At 61.7% G+C, this 25,472-nt stretch carries 25 protein-coding genes and 1 tRNA gene; 10 read left to right on the top strand and 16 right to left on the bottom strand.

The window, feature by feature from the left end; genetic code table 11:
• Positions 1 to 33: 33 nt before the first annotated feature.
• The 7 genes from hscB to trmJ form a co-directional block, all read right to left on the bottom strand.
• Positions 34 to 555, bottom strand: coding sequence for a co-chaperone HscB (hscB, locus tag BLS08_RS04745; protein WP_090336091.1), 522 nt, complete (start codon positions 553 to 555; stop codon positions 34 to 36).
• A 9-nt stretch (positions 556 to 564) separates the two neighbouring features.
• On the bottom strand, positions 565 to 888 hold the full coding sequence (iscA, locus tag BLS08_RS04740; RefSeq protein WP_090336089.1) for an iron-sulfur cluster assembly protein IscA: 324 nt from the start codon (positions 886 to 888) through the stop codon (positions 565 to 567).
• Between the two features lie 13 nt (positions 889 to 901).
• Positions 902 to 1,288 (bottom strand): Fe-S cluster assembly scaffold IscU, encoded by a 387-nt coding sequence (iscU, locus tag BLS08_RS04735; RefSeq protein ID WP_017362576.1) that lies wholly within the window; start codon positions 1,286 to 1,288, stop codon positions 902 to 904.
• 43 nt (positions 1,289 to 1,331) lie between these two features.
• Positions 1,332 to 2,546 (bottom strand): IscS subfamily cysteine desulfurase, encoded by a 1,215-nt coding sequence (locus tag BLS08_RS04730; protein WP_003459691.1) that lies wholly within the window; start codon positions 2,544 to 2,546, stop codon positions 1,332 to 1,334.
• Between the two features lie 29 nt (positions 2,547 to 2,575).
• Complete coding sequence (iscR, locus tag BLS08_RS04725; protein ID WP_003459690.1) at positions 2,576 to 3,067, bottom strand: Fe-S cluster assembly transcriptional regulator IscR; 492 nt, start codon at positions 3,065 to 3,067, stop codon at positions 2,576 to 2,578.
• 136 nt (positions 3,068 to 3,203) lie between these two features.
• Entirely contained in the window at positions 3,204 to 3,989 is a 786-nt protein-coding gene (gene cysE / locus BLS08_RS04720; RefSeq protein WP_003459689.1) for a serine O-acetyltransferase, read from the bottom strand.
• On the bottom strand, positions 3,982 to 4,761 hold the full coding sequence (gene trmJ, locus BLS08_RS04715; RefSeq protein WP_039964369.1) for a tRNA (cytosine(32)/uridine(32)-2'-O)-methyltransferase TrmJ: 780 nt from the start codon (positions 4,759 to 4,761) through the stop codon (positions 3,982 to 3,984). Before trmJ ends, cysE begins: the two co-directional genes overlap by 8 nt.
• A gap of 149 nt (positions 4,762 to 4,910) precedes the next feature.
• Here trmJ and suhB point away from each other — a divergent pair, with 149 nt between their 5' ends.
• On the top strand, positions 4,911 to 5,726 hold the full coding sequence (suhB, locus tag BLS08_RS04710; RefSeq protein ID WP_090336087.1) for a type III secretion system regulator SuhB: 816 nt from the start codon (positions 4,911 to 4,913) through the stop codon (positions 5,724 to 5,726).
• Between the two features lie 57 nt (positions 5,727 to 5,783).
• Here suhB and BLS08_RS04705 read toward each other — a convergent pair whose 3' ends face one another.
• From BLS08_RS04705 to BLS08_RS04675, 7 genes are all read right to left on the bottom strand, one after another.
• On the bottom strand, positions 5,784 to 6,326 hold the full coding sequence (locus tag BLS08_RS04705) for a glycine zipper 2TM domain-containing protein (protein ID WP_026088404.1): 543 nt from the start codon (positions 6,324 to 6,326) through the stop codon (positions 5,784 to 5,786).
• A 117-nt stretch (positions 6,327 to 6,443) separates the two neighbouring features.
• Complete coding sequence (gene secF, locus BLS08_RS04700; protein ID WP_017675188.1) at positions 6,444 to 7,361, bottom strand: protein translocase subunit SecF; 918 nt, start codon at positions 7,359 to 7,361, stop codon at positions 6,444 to 6,446.
• A 9-nt stretch (positions 7,362 to 7,370) separates the two neighbouring features.
• Positions 7,371 to 9,239, bottom strand: a complete 1,869-nt coding sequence (gene secD / locus BLS08_RS04695) for a protein translocase subunit SecD (RefSeq protein ID WP_017675189.1) — start codon at positions 9,237 to 9,239, stop codon at positions 7,371 to 7,373.
• Positions 9,240 to 9,464: 225 nt separating this feature from the next.
• Positions 9,465 to 9,794: a preprotein translocase subunit YajC gene (yajC, locus tag BLS08_RS04690; protein ID WP_017675190.1), complete on the bottom strand. Its 330-nt coding sequence runs from the start codon at positions 9,792 to 9,794 to the stop codon at positions 9,465 to 9,467.
• 40 nt (positions 9,795 to 9,834) lie between these two features.
• Positions 9,835 to 10,950 carry a tRNA guanosine(34) transglycosylase Tgt gene (tgt, locus tag BLS08_RS04685; RefSeq protein WP_026088405.1) on the bottom strand — a complete coding sequence of 372 codons (1,116 nt, stop codon included), beginning with the start codon at positions 10,948 to 10,950 and terminating at the stop codon, positions 9,835 to 9,837.
• A 20-nt stretch (positions 10,951 to 10,970) separates the two neighbouring features.
• Positions 10,971 to 12,014: a tRNA preQ1(34) S-adenosylmethionine ribosyltransferase-isomerase QueA gene (gene queA, locus BLS08_RS04680; RefSeq protein ID WP_017675192.1), complete on the bottom strand. Its 1,044-nt coding sequence runs from the start codon at positions 12,012 to 12,014 to the stop codon at positions 10,971 to 10,973.
• 35 nt (positions 12,015 to 12,049) lie between these two features.
• Complete coding sequence (locus BLS08_RS04675; RefSeq protein ID WP_017675193.1) at positions 12,050 to 12,823, bottom strand: substrate-binding periplasmic protein; 774 nt, start codon at positions 12,821 to 12,823, stop codon at positions 12,050 to 12,052.
• A 204-nt stretch (positions 12,824 to 13,027) separates the two neighbouring features.
• On the opposite strand from BLS08_RS04675, the gene BLS08_RS04670 reads away from it, so the two are divergent.
• The 3 genes from BLS08_RS04670 (at position 13,028) to BLS08_RS04660 (ending at position 14,316) form a co-directional block, all read left to right on the top strand.
• Positions 13,028 to 13,112, top strand: a tRNA-Leu gene (locus BLS08_RS04670).
• Between the two features lie 336 nt (positions 13,113 to 13,448).
• Positions 13,449 to 13,661, top strand: a complete 213-nt coding sequence (locus BLS08_RS04665) for a cold-shock protein (RefSeq protein WP_003459665.1) — start codon at positions 13,449 to 13,451, stop codon at positions 13,659 to 13,661.
• Between the two features lie 157 nt (positions 13,662 to 13,818).
• On the top strand, positions 13,819 to 14,316 hold the full coding sequence (locus BLS08_RS04660; RefSeq protein WP_017675206.1) for an RDD family protein: 498 nt from the start codon (positions 13,819 to 13,821) through the stop codon (positions 14,314 to 14,316).
• A 60-nt stretch (positions 14,317 to 14,376) separates the two neighbouring features.
• Here the strand turns inward: BLS08_RS04660 and lptG are convergent, their stop codons facing one another.
• Both lptG and lptF read right to left on the bottom strand, forming a co-directional pair.
• Complete coding sequence (lptG, locus tag BLS08_RS04655; RefSeq protein WP_017675207.1) at positions 14,377 to 15,441, bottom strand: LPS export ABC transporter permease LptG; 1,065 nt, start codon at positions 15,439 to 15,441, stop codon at positions 14,377 to 14,379.
• Positions 15,434 to 16,558, bottom strand: coding sequence for an LPS export ABC transporter permease LptF (gene lptF, locus BLS08_RS04650; RefSeq protein ID WP_017675208.1), 1,125 nt, complete (start codon positions 16,556 to 16,558; stop codon positions 15,434 to 15,436). Before lptF ends, lptG begins: the two co-directional genes overlap by 8 nt.
• A 143-nt stretch (positions 16,559 to 16,701) precedes the next feature.
• Here lptF and BLS08_RS04645 point away from each other — a divergent pair, with 143 nt between their 5' ends.
• From BLS08_RS04645 to nhaD, 6 genes are all read left to right on the top strand, one after another.
• A complete protein-coding gene (locus BLS08_RS04645) occupies positions 16,702 to 18,189 on the top strand; it encodes a leucyl aminopeptidase (RefSeq protein WP_017675209.1) in 1,488 nt (495 codons plus the stop codon).
• A 127-nt stretch (positions 18,190 to 18,316) separates the two neighbouring features.
• Positions 18,317 to 18,736, top strand: coding sequence for a DNA polymerase III subunit chi (locus BLS08_RS04640; RefSeq protein ID WP_017675210.1), 420 nt, complete (start codon positions 18,317 to 18,319; stop codon positions 18,734 to 18,736).
• A gap of 60 nt (positions 18,737 to 18,796) precedes the next feature.
• Positions 18,797 to 19,225: a hypothetical protein gene (locus BLS08_RS04635; RefSeq protein ID WP_026088407.1), complete on the top strand. Its 429-nt coding sequence runs from the start codon at positions 18,797 to 18,799 to the stop codon at positions 19,223 to 19,225.
• Positions 19,226 to 19,400: 175 nt separating this feature from the next.
• Positions 19,401 to 22,232: a valine--tRNA ligase gene (locus BLS08_RS04630; RefSeq protein WP_017675212.1), complete on the top strand. Its 2,832-nt coding sequence runs from the start codon at positions 19,401 to 19,403 to the stop codon at positions 22,230 to 22,232.
• A gap of 219 nt (positions 22,233 to 22,451) precedes the next feature.
• The gene (nhaC, locus tag BLS08_RS04625; protein ID WP_017675213.1) at positions 22,452 to 23,882 is read left to right on the top strand and encodes a Na+/H+ antiporter NhaC; all 1,431 of its coding nucleotides are present in this window, start codon (positions 22,452 to 22,454) and stop codon (positions 23,880 to 23,882) included.
• A gap of 181 nt (positions 23,883 to 24,063) precedes the next feature.
• Positions 24,064 to 25,440, top strand: coding sequence for a sodium:proton antiporter NhaD (gene nhaD, locus BLS08_RS04620; protein ID WP_017675214.1), 1,377 nt, complete (start codon positions 24,064 to 24,066; stop codon positions 25,438 to 25,440).
• Positions 25,441 to 25,472: the final 32 nt, after the last annotated feature.

The raw sequence follows: 25,472 nt of genomic DNA, 5'->3' as shown, positions 1-25,472 counted from the left end.
ATCATCAGGCAGGCTGCCGTGGCAACCTACAGGTTAATCGTCGAGGCGCTCTTCTAACTGGCGCACTTCATGAGAGAGCTTGTCGAGGAACTGCATGCGGCGCATCAGACGCTCGGCCTCTTCACGGCGGGCCTCGTCATCCCAGCATGCAGCGAAGTGCTCGTTGAGCTGCTCCTGCGCCGCTTTCAGGCGACGCTTGAAGGTCGCGACACCGGCCAGATCAGCATCATCCTGCAGTTCCTCCAGCTCTTCGCGCAGCTGCATTTGCTGCAGGAGGAAATCGGGATCCTGCACCGTCACTTCCAGCGGCAACTCGGGGCCACGCATGGCCAGCAGGTAGCGTGCCCGCTGAGACGGAGTTTTCAGAACCTGATAAGCCTCGTTGAGGCAGGCCGAGCGCTCCAGCGCCAAACGCTGCTCACGCTCACCGGCATCGGCAAAGCGATCCGGATGAACCTGACGCGCCAGCTCACGGTAGCGAGCGGCCAGTTGCTTCATATCGAGACGAAAGCTCGGCTGCAGGTCGAACAGGGCGAAATGACAAGGATTACCCACGCGAGCGCCTCAAACGTTGAAGCTTTCGCCGCAACCGCATTCGCCGCGCACGTTAGGGTTGATGAACTTGAAGCCCTCGTTGAGACCTTCCTTGACGAAGTCCAACTCGGTGCCATCGAGATAGACCAGGCTCTTGGGATCGATGATCACCTTGACGCCATGACTCTCGAATACCTGATCCTCTGCCGCCAGCTCATCGACGAACTCGAGCACGTAGGCCAGGCCGGAGCAACCGGTAGTGCGCACCCCGAGGCGAATGCCCTCGCCCTTGCCGCGCCCATCAAGAGAGCGTTGCACGTGGCGGGCAGCTGCTTCAGACATGGTGATGGCCATTACAAACCTCGTATCAGAGCAAGCCTTTCTTCTGCTTGTAGTCGCGCACAGCAGCCTTGATGGCATCTTCAGCGAGTACAGAGCAGTGAATTTTCACTGGCGGCAGGGCCAGTTCTTCGGCGAGCTGGGTGTTCTTGATGCTTTCGGCCTCATCGAGGGTCTTGCCCTTCATCCACTCGGTCGCGAGGGAGCTGGAGGCGATAGCCGAGCCGCAGCCGTAGGTCTTGAACTTGGCGTCTTCGATAACGCCACTTTCGCTGACCTTGATCTGCAGGCGCATCACGTCGCCGCAGGCCGGCGCGCCGACCATACCGGTGCCGACATCGGGATCTTCGGCATTGAGCTTGCCGACGTTGCGCGGATTTTCGTAGTGGTCGATGACCTTGTCACTGTAAGCCATGCTGTACTTCCTCTCTCATCAGGTGCCGCTCTTCAGGCAGCTATCAGTGTGCTGCCCATTCCACGGTGGAAAGGTCGACACCTTCTTTGAACATATCCCACAGGGGCGACAGTTCGCGCAGCTTATCCACAGCCTCACGAACCTTGGCGGCAGCGTAATCGACCTCCTCTTCAGTGGTGAAACGACCGAAGGTGAAGCGAATCGAGCTGTGCGCCAGCTCGTCGTTGCGGCCCAGGGCACGCAACACGTAGGACGGCTCCAGGGAAGCCGAAGTGCACGCCGAACCGGACGATACGGCGAGGTCCTTGAGCGCCATGATCAGCGACTCGCCCTCGACGTAGTTGAAACTCAGGTTGAGGTTGTGCGGCACACGCGCCGTCAGGCTGCCGTTAACGTACAGCTCTTCCATGCCTTCGAGCTGGCGGTAGAAGCGATCACGCAGCGCAGTGATGCGCTGGTTTTCCGCCGCCATCTCCTGCTTGGCAATACGGAAGGCCTCACCCATGCCGACGCACTGGTGGGTGGCCAGGGTGCCGGAACGCATGCCGCGCTCATGACCACCACCGTGGGTCTGCGCTTCCAGACGCACACGCGGCTTGCGGCGTACGTACAGGGCACCGACACCCTTGGGGCCGTAGGTCTTGTGCGCCGAGAAGGACATCAGATCGACCTTCATCTTCTCCAGGTCGATCTCCACCTTGCCGGTGGACTGCGCGGCATCGACGTGCAGCAACACGCCACGTGAGCGGGTCAGCTCACCAATGGCAGCGATGTCGTTGATGGTGCCGATTTCATTATTGACGTGCATGACCGACACCAGCACGGTGTCTTCACGCAGCGCAGCCTCGATCATGGCCGGGGTGATCAGGCCATCTTCGCCTGGCTCCAGATAGGTCACCTCGAAGCCTTCGCGTTCGAGCTGGCGGGTCGTATCCAACACCGCCTTGTGCTCGATCTTCGAGGTGATGATGTGCTTGCCCTTGCTGGTGTAGAAGTGCGCAACACCCTTGATCGCCAGGTTGTTGGACTCGGTTGCACCGCTGGTCCAGACAATTTCGCGCGGGTCGGCATTGACCAGTTCGGCGACCTGACGGCGGGCATTCTCCACCGCTTCTTCAGCCTTCCAGCCAAACACATGCGAGCGCGAAGCCGGGTTGCCGAAGTTACCATCGACCAGCAGGCACTCGCTCATTTTCTGCGCCACACGCGGATCGACCGGCGTGGTAGCGGAATAATCGAGGTAAATAGGCAATTTCATCAGACTTCTCCTATCGGCAAGCGCACCGCTCATTCGACGGCGGACGCTTCAATCTTATCCAGGCGTGGCGCCTTGCCAGAGCAGCGACGCTGATCCTGACGCAAGGCCACTTCCTGCACCTCATGGCGCGCGACCAGGTCGGCCAGGCTGATGCCACTGAGGAATTCATGAATCTGCTGGCTGAGGTCACACCACAGGTGGTGGGTCAGACAGGTGTCACCGGCATGGCAATCACCCTGCCCCTGGCAACGCGTGGCATCCACCGACTCGTTGACCGCATCGATCACCTGAGCCACCTGAATACCGCGCATGTCGCGTGACAGCTGATAGCCACCGCCCGGCCCGCGTACACTGGAAACCAGGCTGCCACGGCGCAACTTGGCGAACAGTTGCTCGAGATAAGACAGGGAAATGCCCTGCCGCTCGGAAATATCGGCCAGGGAAACGGGACCGTGCTGCGCGTGCAGCGCCAGATCGAGCATGGCGGTAACGGCGTAACGGCCTTTGGTGGTCAGTCGCATGGCTCTACCACGAATCACTAAAGTGCCGCGAAGTATGCGATTCCCGAGTATTTAAGTCAACTATAAGACCTATTGATTTACTCAGGCTTGCGCACAAAAGAAGGCAGCATCATAGCAAAGCCCGCCTCCTGCTGCATCAGGCAGCCGGCTTGTCGCCCTGCTGTTGATCCTTGCACACGTCGGCGAAGTCCTCGTCGCGCAGGGTCGGCAGATCCTTAGCGCAATAATCACTGCCGAGCGCCGTCAGCGCCTTGCACATCCCCTCCAGACGACCATCGACCACATGCAGGTGATCGAGCAACTGGCCGATGGCACGGGCAACCGGGTCCGGCATATCCTGACCCACGCCGTAGGCGTCGAAGCCGATCTTCTCAGCCATGGCCTGACGCTTGGCTTCCTGCTCGTTATCAGACTTGACGATGATCTTGCCGGGAATGCCAACTGCCGTCGCCCCGGCCGGCACCGCCTTGGTCACCACCGCGTTGGAGCCGATCTTGGCACCAGCCCCGACAGTGAACGGCCCCAGCACCTTGGCACCAGCCCCCACCACCACCCCATCTTCCAGAGTCGGGTGACGCTTGCCCTTGTTCCAACTGGTGCCACCGAGGGTGACCCCCTGGTAAAGGGTCACGTCGTTACCGATCTCGGCGGTTTCACCAATGACGATGCCCATGCCGTGATCGATGAAGAAACGCCGACCGATCTTCGCCCCCGGATGAATTTCGATACCGGTCATCCAGCGCCCGAAGTTGGAGACCACGCGCGCCAGCCACTTCCAGCCCGAACGCCACAGCGCGTGCGCCACGCGATGCAGCCAGACAGCGTGCAGCCCGGGATAGCAGGTCACCACCTCGAACGCATTGCGCGCCGCCGGATCACGGTGAAAAACGCTCTGGATATCTTCTCGCATGCGCTCAAACATCAGACTTCCCCTGCTTGTGAGACTCTCCACGCACGGCCTTCTCCGTCTCGGTCAGGATGCCGCGCAGGATATTCATTTCCAACTTGCTCACCGCACTGCGCCCATACAGTCGGCGCAGACGCGTCATCAGGTGCCGCGGCTTCTGCGGATCGAGAAAACCGATCATCACCAGCACGCGCCGCAGATGACCGTAGAAGGACTCAAGCTCGTCGGCGGTCGCCGCCTGAGCATTGAGCATCGCCGTCGACTCCAGCTTCTCTACCTTGGTCGGCAGACTCGAGGCCGTCAGCCAGGCCATGCGCACTTCATAGGCCAGCACCTGAACGGCCGCCGCCAGATTCAGCGAGCTGAATTCCGGGTTGGACGGGATATGCACGTGGTACTGACATCGCTGCAACTCTTCGTTGGTCAGGCCGGCATATTCACGACCGAACACCAACGCCACCTCACCACCTGCAGCAGCCTGCTCACAGCTGGCCACAGCACATTCGCGCGGATCGAGCAGCGGCCAGGGGATGCGTCGATCGCGCGCACTGGTGCCGACCACCAGGGTGCAGCCCACCAGCGCTTCCTCCAGGGTATCGACCACCTGCGCAGCATCCAGCACATCGGTCGCACCGGACGCGCGCGCGACAGCCTCGCCACTGGGGAAATCTTCGGGAGCCACCAATACCAGACGCGACAGCCCCATGTTTTTCATCGCCCGCGCGGCACCGCCGATATTGCCCGGATGACTGGTGCCCACCAAAACCACGCGAATATTGTCCAGCAACGCAGACGCTCTCAGAAATCTCAAGGGGGGGGGCGATGATCTTACCCAAGCCCTTCGATTAATGCCATGCAGCGTACAGACGGCGCTTCATCGGCAACGGTTTTCTGCTAACATGGCCGGCTTTCTTTAACGCCCCAGGTGAACCGCCCATGCAGCCCATGCTGAATATCGCCCTGCGCGCCGCTCGCAGCGCCGGTGAAATGATCTTTCGCTCCATCGAGCGCCTGGATGTCATCTCGGTCGACGAGAAGGACGCCAAGGATTACGTCACCGAGGTCGACAAAGCCGCTGAGCTGATGATCGTCCAGGCCATCCGCAAGGCCTACCCGACCCACAGCTTCCTGGGCGAGGAAGGCGGCGTGCTGGAAGGCAGTGGCGACGGCGCCGACTACCAGTGGATCATCGACCCGCTGGACGGCACCACCAACTTCGTTCGCGGCGTACCGCACTTCGCCATCAGCATCGCCTGCAAATACCGCGGCCGCCTTGAGCACGCCATCGTCCTCGACCCGGTGCGCCAGGAAGAATTCACCGCCAGCCGCGGCCGTGGCGCCGCCCTCAACGGTCGCCGCCTGCGTGTCAGCAACCGCAAGAGCCTCGACGGCGCCCTGCTCGGCACCGGCTTCCCGTTCCGTGACGGCCAGCTCGATCACCTGGACAACTACCTGAACATGTTCCGCAGCCTGACCGGCCAGACCGCCGGCATTCGCCGTGCCGGCGCAGCCAGCCTGGACCTGGCTTATGTCGCAGCCGGCCGCTACGACGCCTTCTGGGAATTCGGCTTGTCCGAGTGGGACATGGCAGCCGGCGCCCTGCTGATCCAGGAGGCAGGCGGCCTGGTCAGCGACTTTACTGGTGGTCACGAATTCCTTGAGAAAGGCCAGATCGTTGCCGGCAACACCAAATGCTTCAAGGCCGTGCTGACCGCGATCCAGCCACATCTGGCACCCTCGATGAAACGCTGAGTTCCATCGAACAATAAAAAAACGCCCCGAGGGGCGTTTTTTTATTGCTTTAGATTCTTACTGAGCCTGCTGCACCAGCACCAGCTCACCTTGCTTGTTGACCGGAATACGGCTGCCCGGATCACGATCCATGCGCACGGTACCGACCTTCTCGCCCAACTGATACTTCACGTCATAGCCCACCAGCTTCTCGCTGGTGTCGGTCACGGTATTGCAGCGGGTTTCGGTGGTGGTATAGGTATCTCGCTGCTGCATGCCTTCCTGAATCTTGTTGCCGGCGTAACCACCGCCGACCGCACCTGCCACGGTGGCAATCTTCTTGCCAGTACCGCCACCGACCTGATTACCCAGCAGGCCACCAGCAATGGCGCCGATAGCGGTGCCAGCGATCTGGTGCTGGTCCTGCACAGGACGTTGACGGGTGACAGCCACGTCCTTGCACACTTCCCGCGGCGTTTTCACGGTTTCATTGATCGGGGTTACGGCCAGCACCTCGGCATAGTCCGGGCCACGATCAACCAGACTGTAGGTGGCGACGGCCCCACCAGCGGTCACACCCACAGCACCCAGTACGGCACCTACCAACATTGATTTATTCATTTTTGTGTCTCCTAGGCTCGGCGACTCGCGCCCTTCTCCCTGCCTAGGACAGCAAAAAGCCGCGACAAGTTCGACTTGCCGCGGCTTTCGCTGACTTTCATGAAGCGCGTCACAACATCATGGACGACCGTCGTCTGCCTCGGCCTCGGCCACAGGAGGAATCAGATCCTCCACGCTGAGCTTCAACCACACCAGCACCGTGGCGCCGATGTAGACCGACGAGTAGGTCCCCACCACCACACCGACCAACAGGGTCAGCGCGAAGGCCGCCAGTACGTCACCGCCGAAAAACAGCAGTGCCAACAAGGCCAGTGCAGTGGACAGCGAGGTGGCGATGGTACGCAGAAGGGTCTGAGTGATCGAAACGTCGATGTTCTCGATCAGCGAGGTCTTGCGCAGTACACGGAAGTTCTCACGAATCCGGTCGTAGATGATGATGGTGTCGTTGAGCGAGTAACCGATCATCGCCAGCACCGCCGCCAGCACCGTCAGGTCGAATGGAATCTGGAAGAACGCCAGCACACCCAGGGTGATCACCACGTCGTGCACCAGCGAAGCGATCGCACCAACACCAAACTTCCACTGAAAGCGGAAAGCCAGGTAGAGCATGATCCCGCCGAGCGCCAGGAGCATGGCGATACCGCCCTGGTCACGCAGCTCCTCACCCACCTGTGGGCCGACGAACTCGACGCGCTTGACCTCGAAGCGCGCCGCCTCGTCGACCTTGCGCAGCGCAGCCGCGACCTCATTACCCAGATCAGGGGAATCGCCAGCCAGACGCACCAGCACATCGGTACTGGCACCGAAGCTCTGCACCACAGCATCGGCATAGCCTGCCTGGCCCAACTCGCTCTTGATCAGATCGAGATTGGCCGGCTGCTCATACTGCAGTTCGATCAGGGTGCCACCGGTGAAATCCAGGCCAAAATTCAGCCCTTTGGCAAACAGCGCGCCGAGACCGATCAGCGTCAGCACGACCGTAATGGAGAAGGCGATATTGCGGATCGCCATGAAACGAATGGTTGACTTGATCATGGCTGCACCTCAGATCCACAGCTTCTTGAAGTTACGGCCACCGAAGATCAGGTTGACCAGACCACGGGTGAACATGATGGCGGTGAACATCGACGTAAGGATGCCCAGCGACAGCGTTACCGCGAAGCCTTTCACCGGACCGGTCCCCATCGCGAACAGGATGCCGCCCACCAACAAGGTGGTCAGGTTACTGTCCAGAATCGCCGAATAGGCACGATCGAAGCCCTCATGCAGGGCACGCTGCACCGGCAGCCCATTGGCCAGTTCCTCGCGTATCCGCGAGAAAATCAGCACGTTGGCGTCAACCGCCATCCCCAGGGTCAGCACGATACCGGCGATACCCGGCAGGGTCAGAGTCGCGCCAATGGCCGACATCAGACCGACCAGCAGCACCAGGTTGAACGCCAGGGCAACGGTCGCCAGCACACCGAAGAAGCGATAGATGGCAATGATGAAGATAGCCACGAAGATCATCGCCCACTCGGTGGAAGCAATACCCTTGGCAATGTTCTCGGCACCCAGGCTCGGGCCAATGGTGCGCTCTTCAGCGAAGTACATCGGTGCCGCCAGACCACCGGCACGCAGCAGCAGCGCCAGCTCGGACGACTCGCCCTGGCCGTTCAGGCCGGTGATGCGGAACTGGCTGCCCAGTGCCGACTGGATGGTCGCCAGGCTGATGATCTTCTTCTCTTCCACGAAGGAAGAAATGGCAACTTCCTGCTCGACGCCGTCGATAGTCTGACGTACGTAGCGGGTGACCGGCTTCTGCTCGATGAAGATCACCGCCATGCTGCGGCCGACATTGTTACGGGTGGCGCGGTTCATCAGCTCGCCGCCGTGACCATCGAGGCGAATGTTCACCTGCGGGCGACCGTTCTCGTCAAAACTGGCCTGGGCGTCGGTCACCTGATCGCCAGTGATGATCAGCTCACGCTCCAGCTGTACCGGCGGACGACCTTCCTCACGGAAGCCGAAGGACTCGGTGGCGCCACGCGGCGCATTGGGGTCGGCCTGCAGACGGAACTCCAGGTTGGCGGTCTTGCCGAGAATACGCTTGGCCTCGGCAGTGTCCTGCACGCCCGGCAGCTCCACCACGATGCGGTTGGCGCCCTGGCGCTGCACCAGCGGCTCGGCCACACCCAGTTCATTGACGCGATTGCGTACAGTGGTGAGGTTCTGGCGAATGGAGTACTCACGAATCTCAGCGATCTTCGCCTGAGTCAGACCCAACTGCAGAATCTGCTGGCCGCTGCGCTCGACAGTGGTCAATTCGAAATCGCTGTAATCCTTGCGGATCAGGCGCTGCGCCTTGTCCAGCGTGTCGCTGTCGGCGAAGCCGAGCTGAATCCGACCATTGCTTTCCGGCATGCTGCGGTAGCGAATGCGCTCCTTGCGCAGCAGGCTCTTGATCTCACCTTCATAGACCTTGCGGCGCACATCCAGCGCCTTGTCCATGTCGACTTCCAGCAGGAAGTGCACACCACCAGACAGGTCCAGGCCGAGCTTCATCGGGCTCGCACCCAGGCTACGCAGCCAGTCGGGGGTGGTTTGCGCCAGGTTCAGCGCCACGACGTAATCATCGCCCAGCGCACGGCGGACGATGTCCTTGGCCGGCAACTGGTCATCCTGCCTGGTCAGACGAATCAGACCACCACGGCCACGCTCGTCGATGCTGGCAGCCTTGACGGCAATACCGGCGTCCTGCAGCGCTTTGCTGGCACGGTCGACATCCGCCTGCTCGATGCTCAGCGCCGAGCTGGCGCCACTGATCTGTACGGCAGGATCGTCTGGATAAAGGTTGGGAATGGAGTACACCAGGCCGATTGCCAGAACGGACAAAATCAGCAGGTACTTCCACAGAGGGTATTTATTGAGCATGAACGAGCCGCCCGCTTTATGACGCGGGGCGCTAAAGTGCACCTCTAAAAACTACCTGCGTTGCCATCGCTGCGTTAAAAACAGGCTCAAAATGCTCGAAAACCGCTCGTAAAGTCGGTCGCGACCCCGGCCGTTTTTCGCCTGTTTTTGCCTTGCGCTGGCTGCCTCGCCTACGTTTTTAGAAGTGCCCTAAAGCGCCCCGTCGAATGGAAACTAAGAACCGAATCAGATGGCTTTCAGCGTGCCCTTGGGCAGGGTGGCAGCGATGGCCTGCTTCTGGAATTTCAGCTCGACGGTGTCAGACACCTCGATCACCACGAAATCGTCAGCAACCTTGGACACCTTGCCAGCGATACCGCCGCTGGTGACCACTTCGTCGCCCTTCTGCAGGCTGCCGAGCAGGTTCTTGTGTTCCTTGGCGCGTTTGGCCTGCGGACGCCAGATCATCAGATAGAAGATGACCAGAAAGCCGATCAGGAAAACCCACTCGAAACCGCTGCCGGCAGGGCCAGCAGCCGCGGTGTCAGCGTAAGCGGCGGGGATGAAAAAGCTCATGTATCACTCCTAATGGAAAAGATCTTGAATCGTTCGGGAATCAGTCAAGCGGCGGCACAGGCAGGCCGCGCTTGGCATAGAAGGTTTCGACGAAGGCGGCCAATGTACCCTGTCCGATAGCCTCGCGCAAACCAGCCATAACCCGCTGATAATGCCGCAAGTTATGGATGGTATTGAGCATGCTACCGAGCATTTCGCCGCACTTGTCCAGATGATGCAGATAAGCACGCGAGAAATGTTTACAGGTGTAACAGTCGCAGGTCGGGTCCAGCGGCGAGTCGTCGTGTTTGTGCACGGCGTTGCGAATCTTCACCACGCCGGTATCGACGAACAGGTGGCCGTTGCGCGCATTGCGCGTCGGCATCACGCAGTCGAACATATCCACGCCACGACGCACTCCCTCGACCAGGTCTTCCGGCTTGCCTACACCCATCAGGTAGCGCGGCTTGTCGGCCGGCATGTGCGGCGGCAGGAAATCCAGCACACGGATCATCTCTTCCTTCGGCTCGCCGACCGACAGCCCGCCAATGGCCAGGCCGTCGAAGCCGATTTCGCAAAGCCCTTCGAGCGAGCGCATGCGCAGCTCTTCATGCATGCCACCCTGGACGATACCGAACAGCGCTGCGCTGCTCTCGCCGTGTGCGGTCTTCGAGCGCTTGGCCCAACGCAGCGACAGCTCCATGGAACGCTTGGCCACATCGAATTCGGCCGGGTACGGCGTGCATTCGTCGAAGATCATCACGATGTCCGAGCCCAGGTCGCGCTGCACCTGCATCGACTCTTCCGGCCCCATGAAGACCTTGGCGCCATCGACCGGCGAGGCGAAGTACACGCCCTCCTCCTTGATCTTGCGCATCGCGCCCAGGCTGAACACCTGGAAGCCGCCGGAGTCGGTGAGGATCGGCCCCTGCCACTGCATGAAGTCGTGCAGGTCGCCATGCTTCTTGATCACCTCCATGCCCGGACGCAGCCACAGGTGAAAGGTATTGCCGAGAATGATCTGCGCGCCAATATCCTCAACATCGCGCGGCAGCATGCCCTTGACCGTGCCATAGGTGCCCACCGGCATGAAGGCTGGGGTCTCGACCACACCACGCGGGAAGGTCAGGCGACCACGACGGGCTTTGCCGTCAGTGGCCAGCAACTCGAAAGACATGCGACAGGTGCGCGACATACTCAAACCTCGGGCCCGCGCGCGGCGGGATTGCGGGTGATGAACATGGCATCACCGTAACTGAAGAAGCGATAGCCCTGCTCCACCGCAGCGCGGTAGGCGGCCATGGTCTCGGCGTAGCCGGCGAAGGCCGACACCAGCATCAGCAGGGTCGACTCGGGCAGGTGGAAATTGGTTACCAAGGCGTCGACCACATGAAAGGGACGACCGGGGTAGATAAAGATGTCGGTATCACCGCTGAAGGGCTTCAGCTCACCGTCGCGCGCAGCAGTTTCCAGCGAACGTACGCTGGTGGTGCCGACGGCGACCACGCGCCCACCACGCGCACGACAGGCGGCGACAGCATCGACCACATCCTGGCCGACCTCCAGCCACTCACTGTGCATGTGGTGATCTTCGATGCGTTCGACCCGCACCGGCTGGAAAGTGCCCGCACCGACGTGAAGCGTCACGAACGCGGTGTCCACACCCTTGGCACGGATCGCCGCCAGCAGTTCGTCATCGAAGTGCAGGCCGGCAGTCGGAGCCGCCACGGCACCCGCCCTCTGCGCATAGACGGTCTGATAACGCTCACGGTCCGCTTCGTCATCCGGTCGATCTATATAAGGAGGCAGCGGCATATGCCCGACACGCTCCAGCAGCGGCAGCACCGGCTCGGCAAAACGCAGCTCGAACAGCGCGTCGTGGCGCGCGACCATCTCGGCCTCGCCGCCACCCTCGATGAGAATCCGCGAACCGGGCTTGGGCGACTTGCTCGAGCGCACATGGGCCAGCACGCGATACTGATCGAGCACACGCTCCACTAGCACCTCCAGCTTGCCGCCGGAAGCCTTCTGGCCGAACAGACGTGCCGGAATCACTCGGGTATTGTTGAACACCATGAGATCACCAGGACGCAGTTGCTCCAGCACATCGGTGAACTGGCCGTGGCGCAGCTCACCGCTTGGGCCGTCGAGCTGCAACAGGCGACTGGCACGACGCTCGGCCAGAGGGTGACGAGCGATCAGCGACTCGGGAAGGTCGAAGTGGAAATCGGCAACACGCATGATTCGGAGGGGGTATTTCTGCAGGGTGGCAAAGCTTACCGGATTTCCACCAGGCCGACCACGTGAGCCTTAGGCGCGTACCTAGCGACGATACGCGCCAGGGTGCCATCGACTTGCAGAGAACGAATGGCAGCATTGAATACCTCAAGCCGCCCGGCCAACTGTCGATGCAGGCGCAGGCGCAGCTGAGAGCGATTGATCGTCGGCCCTTCTTCTACCTGCCAACGTGGTGCCTGCAACTGCGCATCTTCATGCTGAAGATAGCGCCACTCCAGGCGATCCAGAATACCGGCGTCACTACGCCCCTGAGCCACCAGATAGATCAGCGCTCGGGCATCGGCGCCATCGTTGCGCTGAAAATACTCACTGCCGGCATAACCATAACCGCGTACCGTTGCGATCGAGCGTCCCTGCAAATCCTGCAGATGCTGGTAGGGAAAACGTCTGCCCGGCGCGAAGATCAACATTTCTTCGGTTTCCAGCACCGGCACCGTCCATAACGACACCGACTCCTGATCGCCATCGCTACGCCAGCTTTTGCTCACGCAACATTCGATCTGCACTTGCCCTTCACGGAACAGCTTCTGCGTCCGCAGAGGCGGCAGCGGGTGACTGGCTTGCAGCTCCTCTGGCAATCGCTCATCCAGCGCGAGCATGAACTCGTGGAGAATTCCACTGACCCGTTGCTCATCGACAATCCAGTACGGCACCCAGCTCTCATCGGTCACGGCGTAGGTCAGCGTCTTGGCCTGAACAACGGACGTAAATAGCAGACCGGCAACAAGTGCTCCGCACAAGACGTTGATCACTCCCCCTCCCAACATTGGTCTGCCCCGGACACTCTATGCACGTCGCGCTCAGCGCTCTTGATGACAACGGACGATACTAGCGGTAACCACGCAATAAAAGCCGTATGCCACTAGCCGCGCCATTGCCGTTAGTAGATCAACCAATCACTGCGCTAACGCCGATTGACCGAAGCAAGGTGCGTCCCTATACTGCGCCGCCATCGTGCCCCGGTGGCGGAATCGGTAGACGCGGCGGATTCAAAATCCGTTTTCGAAAGGAGTGGGAGTTCGAGTCTCCCCCGGGGCACCACGATTCGAAGCCCGCAAGACATTGGTCTTGCGGGCTTTTTCGTATCTGCACAAACAACTCAGACAATTGTTGCAAGCATGTTGCCGATGAACTTTTTCGGCACCTCGACAAGCCCCGCAAAACCTGGCCGGCGACCTTGCTGGCGGGGGTTGGCAATTGCGCAAAAGTTAGCGTAGAGTGAAGCAACTGTTTGCATGGGTCGCTGTGAATCGTGACTCTGGTGCAGCAGATCATCTAGATCCGCTACATCCCGCTCGACTTCTATTACTCCTTGCAACCAGTCTCAGCCCTCTATACTTGGAGGCTGTCATCAACTCTAGTTTCAAGGAAAAAGACATGTCGAATCGTCAGAACGGTACCGTCAAGTGGTTTAACGACGAGAAAGGTTTTGGTTTTATCACTCCCGAAAGCGGTCCGGATCTGTTCGTGCACTTCCGCGCGATCGAAGGTAACGGCTTCAAGAGCCTGAAAGAAGGCCAGAAAGTCAGCTTCGTAGCTGTGCAAGGTCAAAAAGGCATGCAGGCTGACCAGGTTCAAGTCCTGGGCTAATCGCCGCTGCTTTGAAGAACCCCTGATATCTGTCAGGGGTTTTTTTTGCCTGTCATTCCCGTCGCAGCGCCAGGTTACAGATAGCCCGCGCGCATCTTTATATCGACAGCGAAGTCGCGGTTAGAATGGCGCGCACTTTCGTCTCAGCGAGCCCATCATGCCGAAACACCAATTACGTCCGCAGGGAGACTTCCCCACTGCCGGGCTGATTCGTCGCCTGGCGGCCCTCTTCTACGATTTTCTGCTCTGCGTGGCACTGATCATGGTCGTCACCCTGATCTACCAGCAGGGCATCCTGCGCCTGATTCACGGCGGCGATGCACTGATGGCCATGTCCGAGGCCGGCGCTCTGGATCATGACCCGATTCTTGCCAGCCTGGTGCTGCTGTCGCTGTTCGCCTTCTTCGCCAAGTTCTGGACGCACAATGGCCAGACACTGGGCATGCAGGCCTGGGGGCTGCGCATCCAGAACGCCGACGGTAGCGCTATCGACCTGTGGCAGGCCTTGCTGCGCTTCGTGGTCGCCATCGGCTCCTGGCTGTTCGCTGGCCTGGGGTTCCTCTGGCTGCTGTGGGACAAGCAGGGGCGCACCTGGCACGACATCTATTCCGACAGTCGTGTGGTGCAACTGCCGAAGAATATTCACAAGAAGTAGCCCAGCGCAGATGCAAAAAAGCCGGTTCATTGAACCGGCTTTTTCATGCCCCTGATCGACTCAGCCAGCCCGACGCAGCAGCCACACCCCAGCCAGCGCACAGATACCGGCCGGCACCAGCACCGCCAGCAGCGGCGAGAAACCAAATACCAGGCTCGATGGGCCGAGCAGGTCCTGGGCAATACGGAAGATGAAGCCCACCAGCACACCGGTGAATACACGTTGCCCCAGGGTCACCGAGCGCAGCGGGCCGAAGATGAAGGAAATCGCCATCAAGACCAGCGCGCCGGTTACCAGCGGCTGCAGGACCTTGGTCCAGAATGCCAGCCAGTAGCGGGCATTGTTCAGGCCCTGCTCTGCCAGGTAATGGATGTACTGCCACAGCCCGGTGACCGACAGCGCCTCAGGCTCCATCACCACCGTGCCGAGCAGCTCGGGATTGAGCTCGATCTTCCAACGCTCTTCCGGCTGGTTGATCACCTCGGAACGGTCCTCATGCAGCACGGTGGTCTGCACGTTGCGCAGCATCCAGTGGTTGTCACGATATTCGGCGCGACGGGCGAAGCTGGAGGAAAGCAGGCGACGCTCGTCATCGAAGCGATAACGCGTCACCCCTAGCAGAATGCCATTGGGTTGTACGGCGTTGATATGCACGTATTCCTGCCCCTGACGGTGCCACATGCCGCGCTTGGAGCTCTGCGCCGCACCGCCACCTTGGGCCAGCGCGCGATCCGCCTGAGCCTGGTTCTCGGTCAGCGGCGCGACGTATTCGCCGATCAGAATGCCGGCCAGCATCAGCACCAGCATGGGTTTCATCACCGCCCAGACGATGCGCCCGATGGAGACACCCGCCGCACGCATGATGGTCAGTTCGCTGTTGCTGGCCAGCGTGCCGAGACCGATCAGGCAACCGATCAGTGCTGCCATCGGCAACATCTCGTAGGCACGACGCGGGGCGGTCAGCAATACGTACCAGAGCGCCTGACCAAGACCGTAATCGCCCTTGTTCAGATCACCCAATTCGTCGATGAAGGCGAACAGCAGTGCCAGGCCGAGAATGATCCCCAGCACCGCCAGAATGGCGAAGAACACCTGGGTGCCGATGTAGCGATCCAACTTAGCCATGAGCCACCTCCGACACCGGCGCACGACGACTGGCCCACCACAGACTCAGACGCTCCCAGTACAACAACAGCATGCCAATGGCGAAGAAGATGCCGTGCACCCACCACAAGCCCAGCCCCGCGGGCAAACGCCCCTTGTCCAGGGCGCCCCGGGCGGCGATCAGCAGACCGAGATAAGCCATATAGAGGAAGATCGCTGGCAACAGCTTGAGGAAGCGGCCCTGACGCGGATTGACCTTCGACAGCGGCACGGCCAGCAGGGTGACGATGAACACCAGCAATGGCAGTGACAGGCGCCATTGCAACTCGGCCTGCATGCGCGGGTCATCGCTGCCGAACAGCTCACGGGTCGGGGTCGCCTCGCGCTCGCTGGCCTCGATGGCCACTTCCGGCTTGGGCAGCAACACGCCATAGGTGTCGTACTGGATGGCGCGATAGTCGGCCTCGCCCGGCTCACCGTCATAGCGATAGCCGTTTTCCAGAATCAGATAGCGACTGCCATCCTCCTGAATTTCCTGACGACCACTCTCGGCGACCAGCACGGTAATACCACGCTCCGAGGTGCCATCAGTGGAGAAGCGCTTCTCCGACATGAACACGCCACGCAACTCGCTGCGATCAGGCGATAGCTCCTGCGAGTAGGTCACCCGCGAACCATCGCGCAGCGACTGGAAGCGCCCCGGTACCAGAGTATCGAGTTCGGTCAGGGCGTCCTGCTCGTTGAGGATGCGCGCCACGCTGGCCACACCTTGTGGCGCCAGGCCCATGCTCAGCCAGCCCACCAGCAGCGCGACGATCAGCGCCGGTGCCATGCTGTAGACGGTGAGGCGCTGCTGACTGACACCGGTGGCCGACAGCACGGTCATCTCGCTATCCAGATACAGGCGCCCGTAGGCCAGCAGGAAACCGAGGAACAGGCCCAGCGGCAGAATCAGCTGCAGGAAACCGGGAATCCGGTAACCCATGATCAGAAACAGCACACCCGGGTCGAGCACGCCCTGCGCAGCCTGAGCCAGGTATTTGATGAAACGACCGCTCATGATGATCACCAGCAGCACGGCACTCACCGCACTGAGGGTCACCAGCACTTCGCGGGACAGATAACGGAAGACGATCAAACCGGACGCTCCAGGGTTGTCAGGCTCAGGCGCGAGCGCTCACACTAGCCGCACCTACTTGCCGGCCCACCGCAGGGTGGGCCCTCGAAAAATGGCGGCCATTATCCGTCAAACCCGACTCTTTGTCTTGGGGACAGCTCACTATGGAATTCCTCGTCAAAAGCACACGCCCGGAAACCCTGAAAACCGCGACCCTGGTCGTCGCCATCGGTGAAGGCCGCAAGCTCGGCATTGCGGCCAAGGCCGTCGACCTGGCCAGCAACGGTGCGCTGAGCGCCGTGCTCAAGCGTGGCGACATCGCCGGCAAGCCGGGCCAGACCCTGCTGCTGCACAGCCTGCCGGGACTCAAGGCCGAGCGTGTACTGCTGGTGGGCTGCGGCAAGGGCGATCTATCCGACCGTCAACTGCGCAAATTGGTTGCAAGCGTGCATGGCGTGCTCAAGGGTCTGGGCGGCGGCGATGCCCTGCTCGCCCTGGGCGAACTCAAGGTCAAGGGCCGCAATACCTACGGCAAGACCCGCCTGATCGTCGAGACCCTGGCTGATGGCACCTACCTGTTCGAGCAGTTCAAGAGCCAGAAAGCCGACCCGCGCGCCCTGAAGAAAATCACCCTGGTCGTCGACAAGGCCGAGCTGGCCGATGCCGAACGCGGCCTGCAGCATGCCCGCGCCATCGCCAACGGCGTCGCCTTCACCAAAGACCTGGGCAACCTGCCACCGAACCTCTGCCACCCCAGCTACCTGGCCGAAGAGGCCAAGGCCCTGGGCAAGGCGCACAAGAACCTCAAGGTCGAGATCCTCGACGAGAAGAAGCTCAAGGAGCTGGGCGCCGGTGCCTTCCTCGCCGTGGCCCAGGGCAGCGAGCAGCCGCCACGGATGATCGTCATGCACTACCAGGGCGGTAAGAAGGACGACAAACCCTTCGCCCTGGTCGGTAAAGGCATCACCTTCGATACCGGTGGCATCAGCATCAAACCGGCCGCCGGCATGGACGAGATGAAGTACGACATGTGCGGCGCCGCCAGCGTGTTCGGTACCCTCAAGGCCGTGCTCGAGCTGCAACTGCCGATCAACCTGGTGTGCCTGCTGGCCTGCGCCGAGAACATGCCCAGCGGCCGCGCCACCCGCCCCGGCGACATCGTCACCACCATGAGCGGGCAGACCGTGGAAATCCTCAACACCGACGCCGAAGGCCGTCTGGTGCTGTGCGATACCCTGACCTACGCCGAGCGCTTCAAGCCGCAGGCGGTGATCGACATCGCCACCCTCACCGGCGCCTGCATCGTCGCCCTGGGCAGCAACGTTTCCGGCCTGATGGGCAACAACGACGCGCTGATCAAGCAGATTCTCAAGGCTGGCGAAAGCGCCGACGACCGCGCCTGGCAACTGCCGCTGTACGACGAGTACCAGGAGCAGCTTGATAGCCCCTTCGCCGACATCGCCAACATCGGCGGGCCGAAGGCCGGCACCATCACCGCCGGCTGCTTCCTGTCGCGCTTTGCCAAGAACTTCCACTGGGCGCACCTGGATATCGCTGGCACCGCCTGGATCAGCGGCGGCAAGGACAAGGGCGGCACTGGCCGTCCGGTGCCGATGCTGACCCAGTACCTGCTGGATCGCGCCAAGGTCTGATCCAGCATCCGGGCCATACCCTTGTAGGAGCGGATTCATCCGCGATTTCATCGCGAATTATCGCGGATGAACCCGCTCCTACAGAATCCGATACACCGCCATTCGCCTTTTATCGTCGAAGCCCCAGATGCCCAGAATCGAGTTCTACGTTCTCTCCTCCAACGACGCCGTGGGTCGCCTGCGCGCCGCCTGCCAACTGGCGCTCAAGGCCTGGAGCGCCGGCCTGCCGGTGTTCGTTCGCGGCAGCGACGAGGCGCAGTGCGGTGAACTCGACGAACTGCTGTGGACGTTCAAAGCCGAACGTTTCGTGCCTCATGATCTGCATCGCGATGCGCCGCTGTCGCCCGTGGTGCTGGGCATCGACGAAGTGCCCAGTGCCGAGCAAGGCGTGCTGATCAACCTCGGCAGCAGCCTGTCGCCGCATGTCGAGCGCTTTTCCCGCATCATCGAGATCGTCAATCAGCAGCCTGAACTGCTCAACGCCTGTCGCGAGAATTTCCGTACCTATCGCCAGCGCGGGTATGATCCGCAACGCGTCGAACTTTAGTGTCCGTGCACGCTCACAACACAAGTAACTCCAGCCCTTTTTCTCGCTGCACCGATGATCATGGACACCCCCAAGCCTCCGCAAAAACCTGCTCAACTGCTGCACGACCTGGAGTCGATTCGCGAGCTGCTGGGCGATAACGGCAGTGAACCACCGCTGCTGATCGACTCGCTGGACCCGGACAGCATTCCGGTGCTGTCCGATATCGTCAGCGCGCCGCCTGGCCCGCCGCCGCCCTTCCATGCAACGCCGACGCCCAAACCGACACCAGCCCCGCAGCCTGCGCCTGCGCCAAGCGTGCTGCGCGAGCGCATCGAGCCACGCCTGCATGACAGCGCCCGCGATCTGCAACACCTCAATGCCGAGCTGCGCGCGGCCGCCCAGTTGATCCTGCAGGACGTGATCGACGATTTCGTGCCGCAGATCGAGGCCGAACTCAAGCGCCGCCTCGAAGCCCGCCTGCCGCGCCTGCTGCCGCCACGCAAGTAGACGAAGCCGCCACCCAACTGAACGCGGGTCTGCCATTTCCCGTAGGGCGGGTGCAACCCGCCACACCACGGATGGCGGGTTGCACCCGCCCTACAGCTCAAGGCTTATGGCTTGGCGTTCAGAAGCGGTATACTTGTCGGCTTTTCCGATCAGCCGTCAAAGGGTCCCGCCGCGCATGGACAAGACCTACCAGCCGCACGCCATTGAAACTGCCCTGTACCAGAACTGGGAAGCCAAGGGTTACTTCGCCCCGCAAGGCTCGGGCGAGCCGTACACCATCATGATCCCGCCGCCGAACGTCACCGGCAGCCTGCACATGGGCCACGGTTTCAACAACTCGATCATGGATGCGCTGATCCGCTTCCGCCGCATGCAGGGCCGCAATACCCTGTGGCAGCCGGGCACCGACCACGCGGGCATCGCCACGCAGATGGTGGTCGAGCGTCAGCTGGCCGCCGAGGGTATTGGCCGCCACGACCTGGGCCGCGAGAAATTCCTGGAGAAAGTCTGGGAGTGGAAGGAGCAGTCCGGCGGCACCATCACCCGTCAGATTCGCCGCCTGGGCAGCTCGGTGGACTGGTCGCGCGAGCGCTTCACCATGGACGACGGCCTGTCCGAAGCCGTGAAAGAAGCCTTCGTGCGCCTGCATGAAGACGGTCTGATCTATCGCGGCAAGCGCTTGGTCAACTGGGACACCAAGTTCCACACCGCCATCTCCGACCTGGAAGTGGAAAACCACGACGAGAAAGGCTCGCTGTGGAACCTGCGCTACCCGCTGGCCGACGGCAAGAAGACCGCCGAGGGCAATGACTACCTGATCGTCGCCACCACCCGCCCGGAAACCATGCTCGGCGACAGCGCCGTGGCCGTGCATCCGGAAGACGAGCGCTACAAGGCGCTGATCGGCAGCTTCGTCGAACTGCCGCTGCTGGGCCGCCGCATCCCGATCATCGCCGATGACTACTGCGACCCCGAGTTCGGCACCGGCTGCGTGAAGATCACCCCGGCTCACGACTTCAACGACTATGAAGTCGGCAAGCGCCACAACCTGCCGCTGATCAATATCTTCGACAAGAACGCCGCGGTGCTGGCTCAGGCCCAGGTGTTCAACATCGACGGCAGCGTCAATGCCGAGATCGACGGCAGCCTGCCGGCCGAATACGCCGGCCTCGACCGCTTCGTCGCACGCGAGCAGATCGTCGCAGCCTTCGAGGCTGCCGGCCTGCTGGAGAAGATCGAAGACCACGCCCTGAAAGTACCGAAAGGCGATCGCTCCGGCACCGTCATCGAACCCTGGCTGACCGACCAGTGGTACGTCTCCACCAAGCCGCTGGCCGAGAAAGCCATCGCCGTGGTCGAGAGCGGTGAAATCCAGTTCGTGCCCAAGCAGTACGAGAACATGTACTTCAGCTGGATGCGTGACATCCAGGACTGGTGCATCAGCCGTCAGCTGTGGTGGGGCCACCGCATTCCGGCCTGGTACGACGATGCCGGCAACGTCTACGTTGGCCTCGACGAAGCGGAAGTCCGCGCCAAGCACAACCTCGGCGATGCCAACCTGCGCCAAGACGAAGACGTGCTCGACACCTGGTTCAGCTCCGGCCTGTGGACCTTCTCCACCCTTGGCTGGCCGCAGCAGACCGATTACCTCAAGACCTTCCACCCCACCGACGTGCTGGTCACTGGCTTCGACATCATCTTCTTCTGGGTCGCCCGGATGATCATGCTGTCGACCCACCTGACCGGGCAGATTCCGTTCAAGACCGTCTACGTTCACGGTCTGGTACGTGACGGTCAAGGCCAGAAGATGTCCAAGTCCAAGGGCAACGTGCTCGACCCGCTGGATATCGTCGATGGCATCGACCTCGAATCCCTGGTAGCCAAGCGTACCAGCGGCATGATGCAGCCCAAGCTGGCCGAGAAGATCGCCAAGCAGACCCGCGCCGAATTCCCTGAGGGCATCGCCGCCTACGGCACCGACGCCCTGCGCTTCACCAACCTGGCGCTGGCGTCCACTGGTCGCGACATCAAGTTCGACATGGGCCGCGTCGAGGGTTACCGCAACTTCTGCAACAAGCTGTGGAACGCCGCCAACTTCGTTATCGAGAACACCGATGACAAGGACACCGGCATCAACGGCGAGGCGGTCGAGCTGTCCCCGGTAGACCGCTGGATCATCTCCGCCCTGCAGCGCACCGAGGCTGACGTGACCCGCCACCTCGACGCCTTCCGCTTCGACTTGGCCGCGCAAACCCTGTACGAGTTCATCTGGGACGAGTACTGCGCCTGGTATCTGGAGCTGGTCAAGCCGGTGCTGTGGGACGAGAACGCCCCCATCGAGCGCCAGCGCGGTACCCGCCGCACCCTGGTGCGCGTGCTGGAAGTGATCCTGCGCCTGGCCCACCCGTTCATGCCCTTCATCACCGAAGAAATCTGGCAGCGCATCAAGGCCCAGGCCGGCGTGCAGGGCGAAACCTTGATGCTGCAACCCTGGCCGGTGGCCAACGAAAGCCGCATCGACGCCGCCGCCGAAGGTGACATCGAGTGGGTCAAGCAACTGATGCTCGGCGTGCGCCAGATCCGTGGCGAGATGAAAATCTCCATGGCCAAGCGCATCGACATCATCGTCGCCAACGCCAGTGCCGAAGACCTGCGCCGCCTGGCCGACTTCGAGCCGCTGCTGAGCAAGCTGGCCAAGCTGGACTCGGTGCGCGTGCTGGCTGCCGGTGAAGAAGCACCGATGTCCGCCACCACCCTGGTCGGCGAGATGGAAGTGCTGGTGCCGATGGCCGGGCTGATCGACAAGGACGCCGAACTGGCGCGCCTGGACAAGGAAATCGGTCGTCTGCAAGGCGAAGTGCAGCGCGTCGGCGGCAAGCTGAGCAACCAGGGCTTCGTCGCCAAGGCCCCGGCAGAAGTGCTGGAGAAGGAGCGCGCCAAGCTGGCCGAGGCCGAACAGGCCCTGGCCAAGATGGTCGAGCAGCGCGGCAAGATCGCCGCACTCTGATCACCGCGCGACACCCACAGACCCGCGCCCCAACCGGCGCGGGTTTGTTTTTTGTGGGAAGGGCATCAGCCCAACTCGTAGGGTGGGCTTCAGCCCACAATCGGTACTGCGCCTCAACTGAGCCGCCCTCGCAAAGCCCGTCCAACAACAGGCTTGGCCTTTTCATAAGAGCGCCTTCCCGGCTTTTACCTCTTGTTTGATCGATCACTTGGAACACCCATGACTGCCCGCCCCCCTTCCCTGCTCGACGCCTTGCTGCCAATTGGCGTGCTCGTCGTGCTGCTCAGCCTCTCCGTTTACCTGTTCGGCGACAGCTCCTCCAGCGGCCCGAACCAGATCGCACTGATGAGCGCCGCCTTCGTCGCCGGCCTGGTCGGCCTGAAGAACGGCCTGCGCTGGGCCGAGATAGAGGAAGGCATACTCGCTGGCATCCATATGGCGATGAAGGCCAACCTGATTCTGCTGGCGGTCGGTGCGCTGATCGGCACCTGGATTCTCGCCGGCACGGTGCCGACCATGATCTGGCTGGGCCTGAAGCTGATCAGCGCCGAGTACTTCTACCTCACCAGTTGCCTGATCTGCGCGCTCACCGCGCTGTCCATCGGCAGCTCCTGGACGGTGGCCGGCACCCTCGGCATCGGCCTGATGGGCGTGGCGGCCGGGTTGGGTCTAGACCCGGCGATCACCGCCGGAGCGATCATTTCCGGCGCCTACTTCGGCGACAAGCTGTCGCCATTGTCGGACACCACCAACCTGGCCCCGGCCGCTGCCGGCGCCGATCTGTTCGCGCATATCCGCAACATGCTGCGTACCACTGTGCCGGCGCTGCTGATCGCCCTGGTGATCTTCTTCGCCCTCGGCCAGCAGGCCAGCGCCGAACATGACACCAGCCGTATCGCCGAGGTGCTGACCGCGCTGGAGGCACAGTTCAACCTCGGCTGGCACCTGCTGCTACCGGTAGCCTTCCTGCTGCTGCTCGCCGTGCGCCAGTGGGCGGCCTTCCCTGCGGTATTTCTCGCCGCCCTGCTCGGCGCGCTGTTCGCCGTGCTGTTCCAGCCCGACGTGATGAGCCGCCTGGCCGATCCGGCGGCCGGTGTCCTGGCGCCGCTGAAGACGGTATGGAGCGCGCTGTTCGCCGGCTACGAGTCGGCCAGCGGCAACGCCGAGCTGGACGGCCTGCTGTCCAAGGGCGGCATGGCCAGCATGCTCACCACCGTATGGCTGATCATCTGCGCCATGTGCTTCGGTGGCGTGCTGGAGCGCCTTGGCCTGCTGCAACGCCTGCTACAAAGCGCGCTACGCCTGGTACGCAGCGACAGCGGCCTGGTCGCCAGCACCATCACCACCACCATCGGCACCAACGTCATCACCGCCGACCAGTACATCGCCCTGGTGCTGCCCGGACGCATGTACCGTGCCGAATACGAGAAACGTGGCCTGGCGCCGACCAGCCTGTCTCGCGCGCTGGAAGACGGCGGCACCCTGACCTCGGTGCTGGTGCCGTGGAACACCTGCGGCGCCTATATGGCCGCAACTCTCGGCGTGGCGACGCTGAGCTACCTGCCGTACTGCTTCTTCAACCTGATCATGCCGGTGCTGGCCATCGCCCTCGCCTACCTGCTGCCACCTAAGCCGCAGACTGCCGCGTGATCCGTTTCGGGCCGGCCAGTGCACCGGCTCGAACTCCTCATTAGGTAGCAAAGCGCTCATCTCTTTGCTCTTTTCGCTATAAAAACCTTCCCTTTTTCCAATTGTTTCAGGCATCTTCACCCGCCTGGCAGCACCCCTCCGGCACGTCCCAACCAATAAGAATCAGAGCGGAACTCCGAACATGTATGCGTTGATGGCACTCGTCTTCGTCCTCGGCTACCTGTGCATTGCACTCGAGCACCCGTTAAAGATCGACAAGGCAGCGTCTGCACTGCTCACGGCCGTGATCGCCTGGACCCTGCTGGTTCTCGGCGCCGACAGCATCCTGCCATTGCTCGGCAGCGGTACGGCTGGCGCCAGCACCAACAGCCATCACGTGGTCGAGGAACTGCGTCACCACCTGGGTGAAATCTCCGAGATTCTGTTCTTCCTCATGGGTGCGATGACCATCGTCGAGCTGATCGATGCCCATGAAGGTTTCAAGGTCATCACCGATCGCATCCGTACCCACAAGCGTGTGCACCTGCTGTGGTTGATCGGGCTGATCACCTTCTTCCTGTCCTCTGCACTGGACAACCTGGCCACGACCATCGTGATGATCTCGCTGCTGCGCAAGCTGATCGCCGACCTGCACGAGCGCTGGTTCTATGCAGGTATCGTGGTCATCGCCGCCAATGCCGGCGGCGCCTGGTCGCCGATCGGTGACGTCACCACCACCATGCTGTGGATCGGCAATCAGGTCACCGCCACCGGCATCATCACCAAGCTGTTCCTGCCCAGCCTGATCTGCCTGCTGGTGCCGCTGCTGATCATGAGCTTTCGCCTCAAGGGTGAGGTGACCGAACCGCGCATCAAGGAAAGCGCCGAAAGCCGCCGCGACCCGACCACCCCCTTCGAACGCAACCTGGTGTTCGGCCTGGGCCTGGGTGTACTGATCTTCGTGCCGGTGTTCAAGACCATCACCCATCTGCCGCCTTACATGGGCATCCTCTTTGGCCTGAGCCTGCTGTGGATCACCACCGAGATCATTCACCGCAGCAAGAACAGCGAAGAGAAGGACCCTCTGTCGGTGGTTGGCGTATTGCGTCGCATCGACATCACCAGCGTGCTGTTCTTCCTCGGCATCCTGCTTGCGGTTTCCGCGCTGTCCAGCGCCGGTCACCTGATCCAGGTGGCGACGCTGCTCAAGGACAGCCTGGGCAACATCTACAGCATCGCCATTTCCATCGGCATGCTCTCGGCCGTGGTGGACAACGTGCCAATGGTCGCCGGCGCCATGAAGATGTATCCGCTGGTCAGCCCCGAAGCCCTGGCCACGGCGGCGGCTGACGAGCTGCCATGGCTGCGCAATTTCGTGGTCGACGGCAACTTCTGGGAAATGCTCGCCTACTGCGCCGGCACCGGCGGCAGTTGCCTGATCATCGGCTCGGCCGCTGGCGTGGCCGCCATGGGCATGGAGAAGATCAACTTCATCTGGTACCTGAAGAAGATCAGCGGCCTGGCCTTCATCGGCTACCTGGCCGGGGCCGTCACCTATATGCTGATGTTCGCCGCCTGATCCCGGTGCGGCGCCCGGATACGTACAGGGAG

Origin of the sequence: Ectopseudomonas chengduensis, assembly GCF_900102635.1 — a bacterium.
Taxonomy (GTDB): domain Bacteria; phylum Pseudomonadota; class Gammaproteobacteria; order Pseudomonadales; family Pseudomonadaceae; genus Aquipseudomonas; species Aquipseudomonas chengduensis.
The sequence above is the reverse complement of the archived record's forward strand: the minus strand, read 5'-3'. Positions and strand labels throughout refer to the sequence as shown.

Bases quoted from the DNA above. Each gene is read 5' to 3' on its own strand.
- iscA (WP_090336089.1), bottom strand. From the start codon at position 888: ATGGCCATCACCATGTCTGAAGCAGCTGCCCGCCACGTGCAACGCTCT.
- iscU (WP_017362576.1), bottom strand. From the start codon at position 1,288: ATGGCTTACAGTGACAAGGTCATCGACCACTACGAAAATCCGCGCAAC.
- BLS08_RS04730 (WP_003459691.1), bottom strand. From the start codon at position 2,546: ATGAAATTGCCTATTTACCTCGATTATTCCGCTACCACGCCGGTCGAT.
- iscR (WP_003459690.1), bottom strand. From the start codon at position 3,067: ATGCGACTGACCACCAAAGGCCGTTACGCCGTTACCGCCATGCTCGAT.
- cysE (WP_003459689.1), bottom strand. From the start codon at position 3,989: ATGTTTGAGCGCATGCGAGAAGATATCCAGAGCGTTTTTCACCGTGAT.
- suhB (WP_090336087.1), top strand. From the start codon at position 4,911: ATGCAGCCCATGCTGAATATCGCCCTGCGCGCCGCTCGCAGCGCCGGT.
- BLS08_RS04705 (WP_026088404.1), bottom strand. From the start codon at position 6,326: ATGAATAAATCAATGTTGGTAGGTGCCGTACTGGGTGCTGTGGGTGTG.
- secF (WP_017675188.1), bottom strand. From the start codon at position 7,361: ATGATCAAGTCAACCATTCGTTTCATGGCGATCCGCAATATCGCCTTC.
- secD (WP_017675189.1), bottom strand. From the start codon at position 9,239: ATGCTCAATAAATACCCTCTGTGGAAGTACCTGCTGATTTTGTCCGTT.
- yajC (WP_017675190.1), bottom strand. From the start codon at position 9,794: ATGAGCTTTTTCATCCCCGCCGCTTACGCTGACACCGCGGCTGCTGGC.
- tgt (WP_026088405.1), bottom strand. From the start codon at position 10,950: ATGTCTTTCGAGTTGCTGGCCACTGACGGCAAAGCCCGTCGTGGTCGC.
- queA (WP_017675192.1), bottom strand. From the start codon at position 12,014: ATGCGTGTTGCCGATTTCCACTTCGACCTTCCCGAGTCGCTGATCGCT.
- BLS08_RS04665 (WP_003459665.1), top strand. From the start codon at position 13,449: ATGTCGAATCGTCAGAACGGTACCGTCAAGTGGTTTAACGACGAGAAA.
- BLS08_RS04660 (WP_017675206.1), top strand. From the start codon at position 13,819: ATGCCGAAACACCAATTACGTCCGCAGGGAGACTTCCCCACTGCCGGG.
- lptG (WP_017675207.1), bottom strand. From the start codon at position 15,441: ATGGCTAAGTTGGATCGCTACATCGGCACCCAGGTGTTCTTCGCCATT.
- BLS08_RS04645 (WP_017675209.1), top strand. From the start codon at position 16,702: ATGGAATTCCTCGTCAAAAGCACACGCCCGGAAACCCTGAAAACCGCG.
- BLS08_RS04640 (WP_017675210.1), top strand. From the start codon at position 18,317: ATGCCCAGAATCGAGTTCTACGTTCTCTCCTCCAACGACGCCGTGGGT.
- BLS08_RS04635 (WP_026088407.1), top strand. From the start codon at position 18,797: ATGGACACCCCCAAGCCTCCGCAAAAACCTGCTCAACTGCTGCACGAC.
- BLS08_RS04630 (WP_017675212.1), top strand. From the start codon at position 19,401: ATGGACAAGACCTACCAGCCGCACGCCATTGAAACTGCCCTGTACCAG.
- nhaC (WP_017675213.1), top strand. From the start codon at position 22,452: ATGACTGCCCGCCCCCCTTCCCTGCTCGACGCCTTGCTGCCAATTGGC.
- nhaD (WP_017675214.1), top strand. From the start codon at position 24,064: ATGTATGCGTTGATGGCACTCGTCTTCGTCCTCGGCTACCTGTGCATT.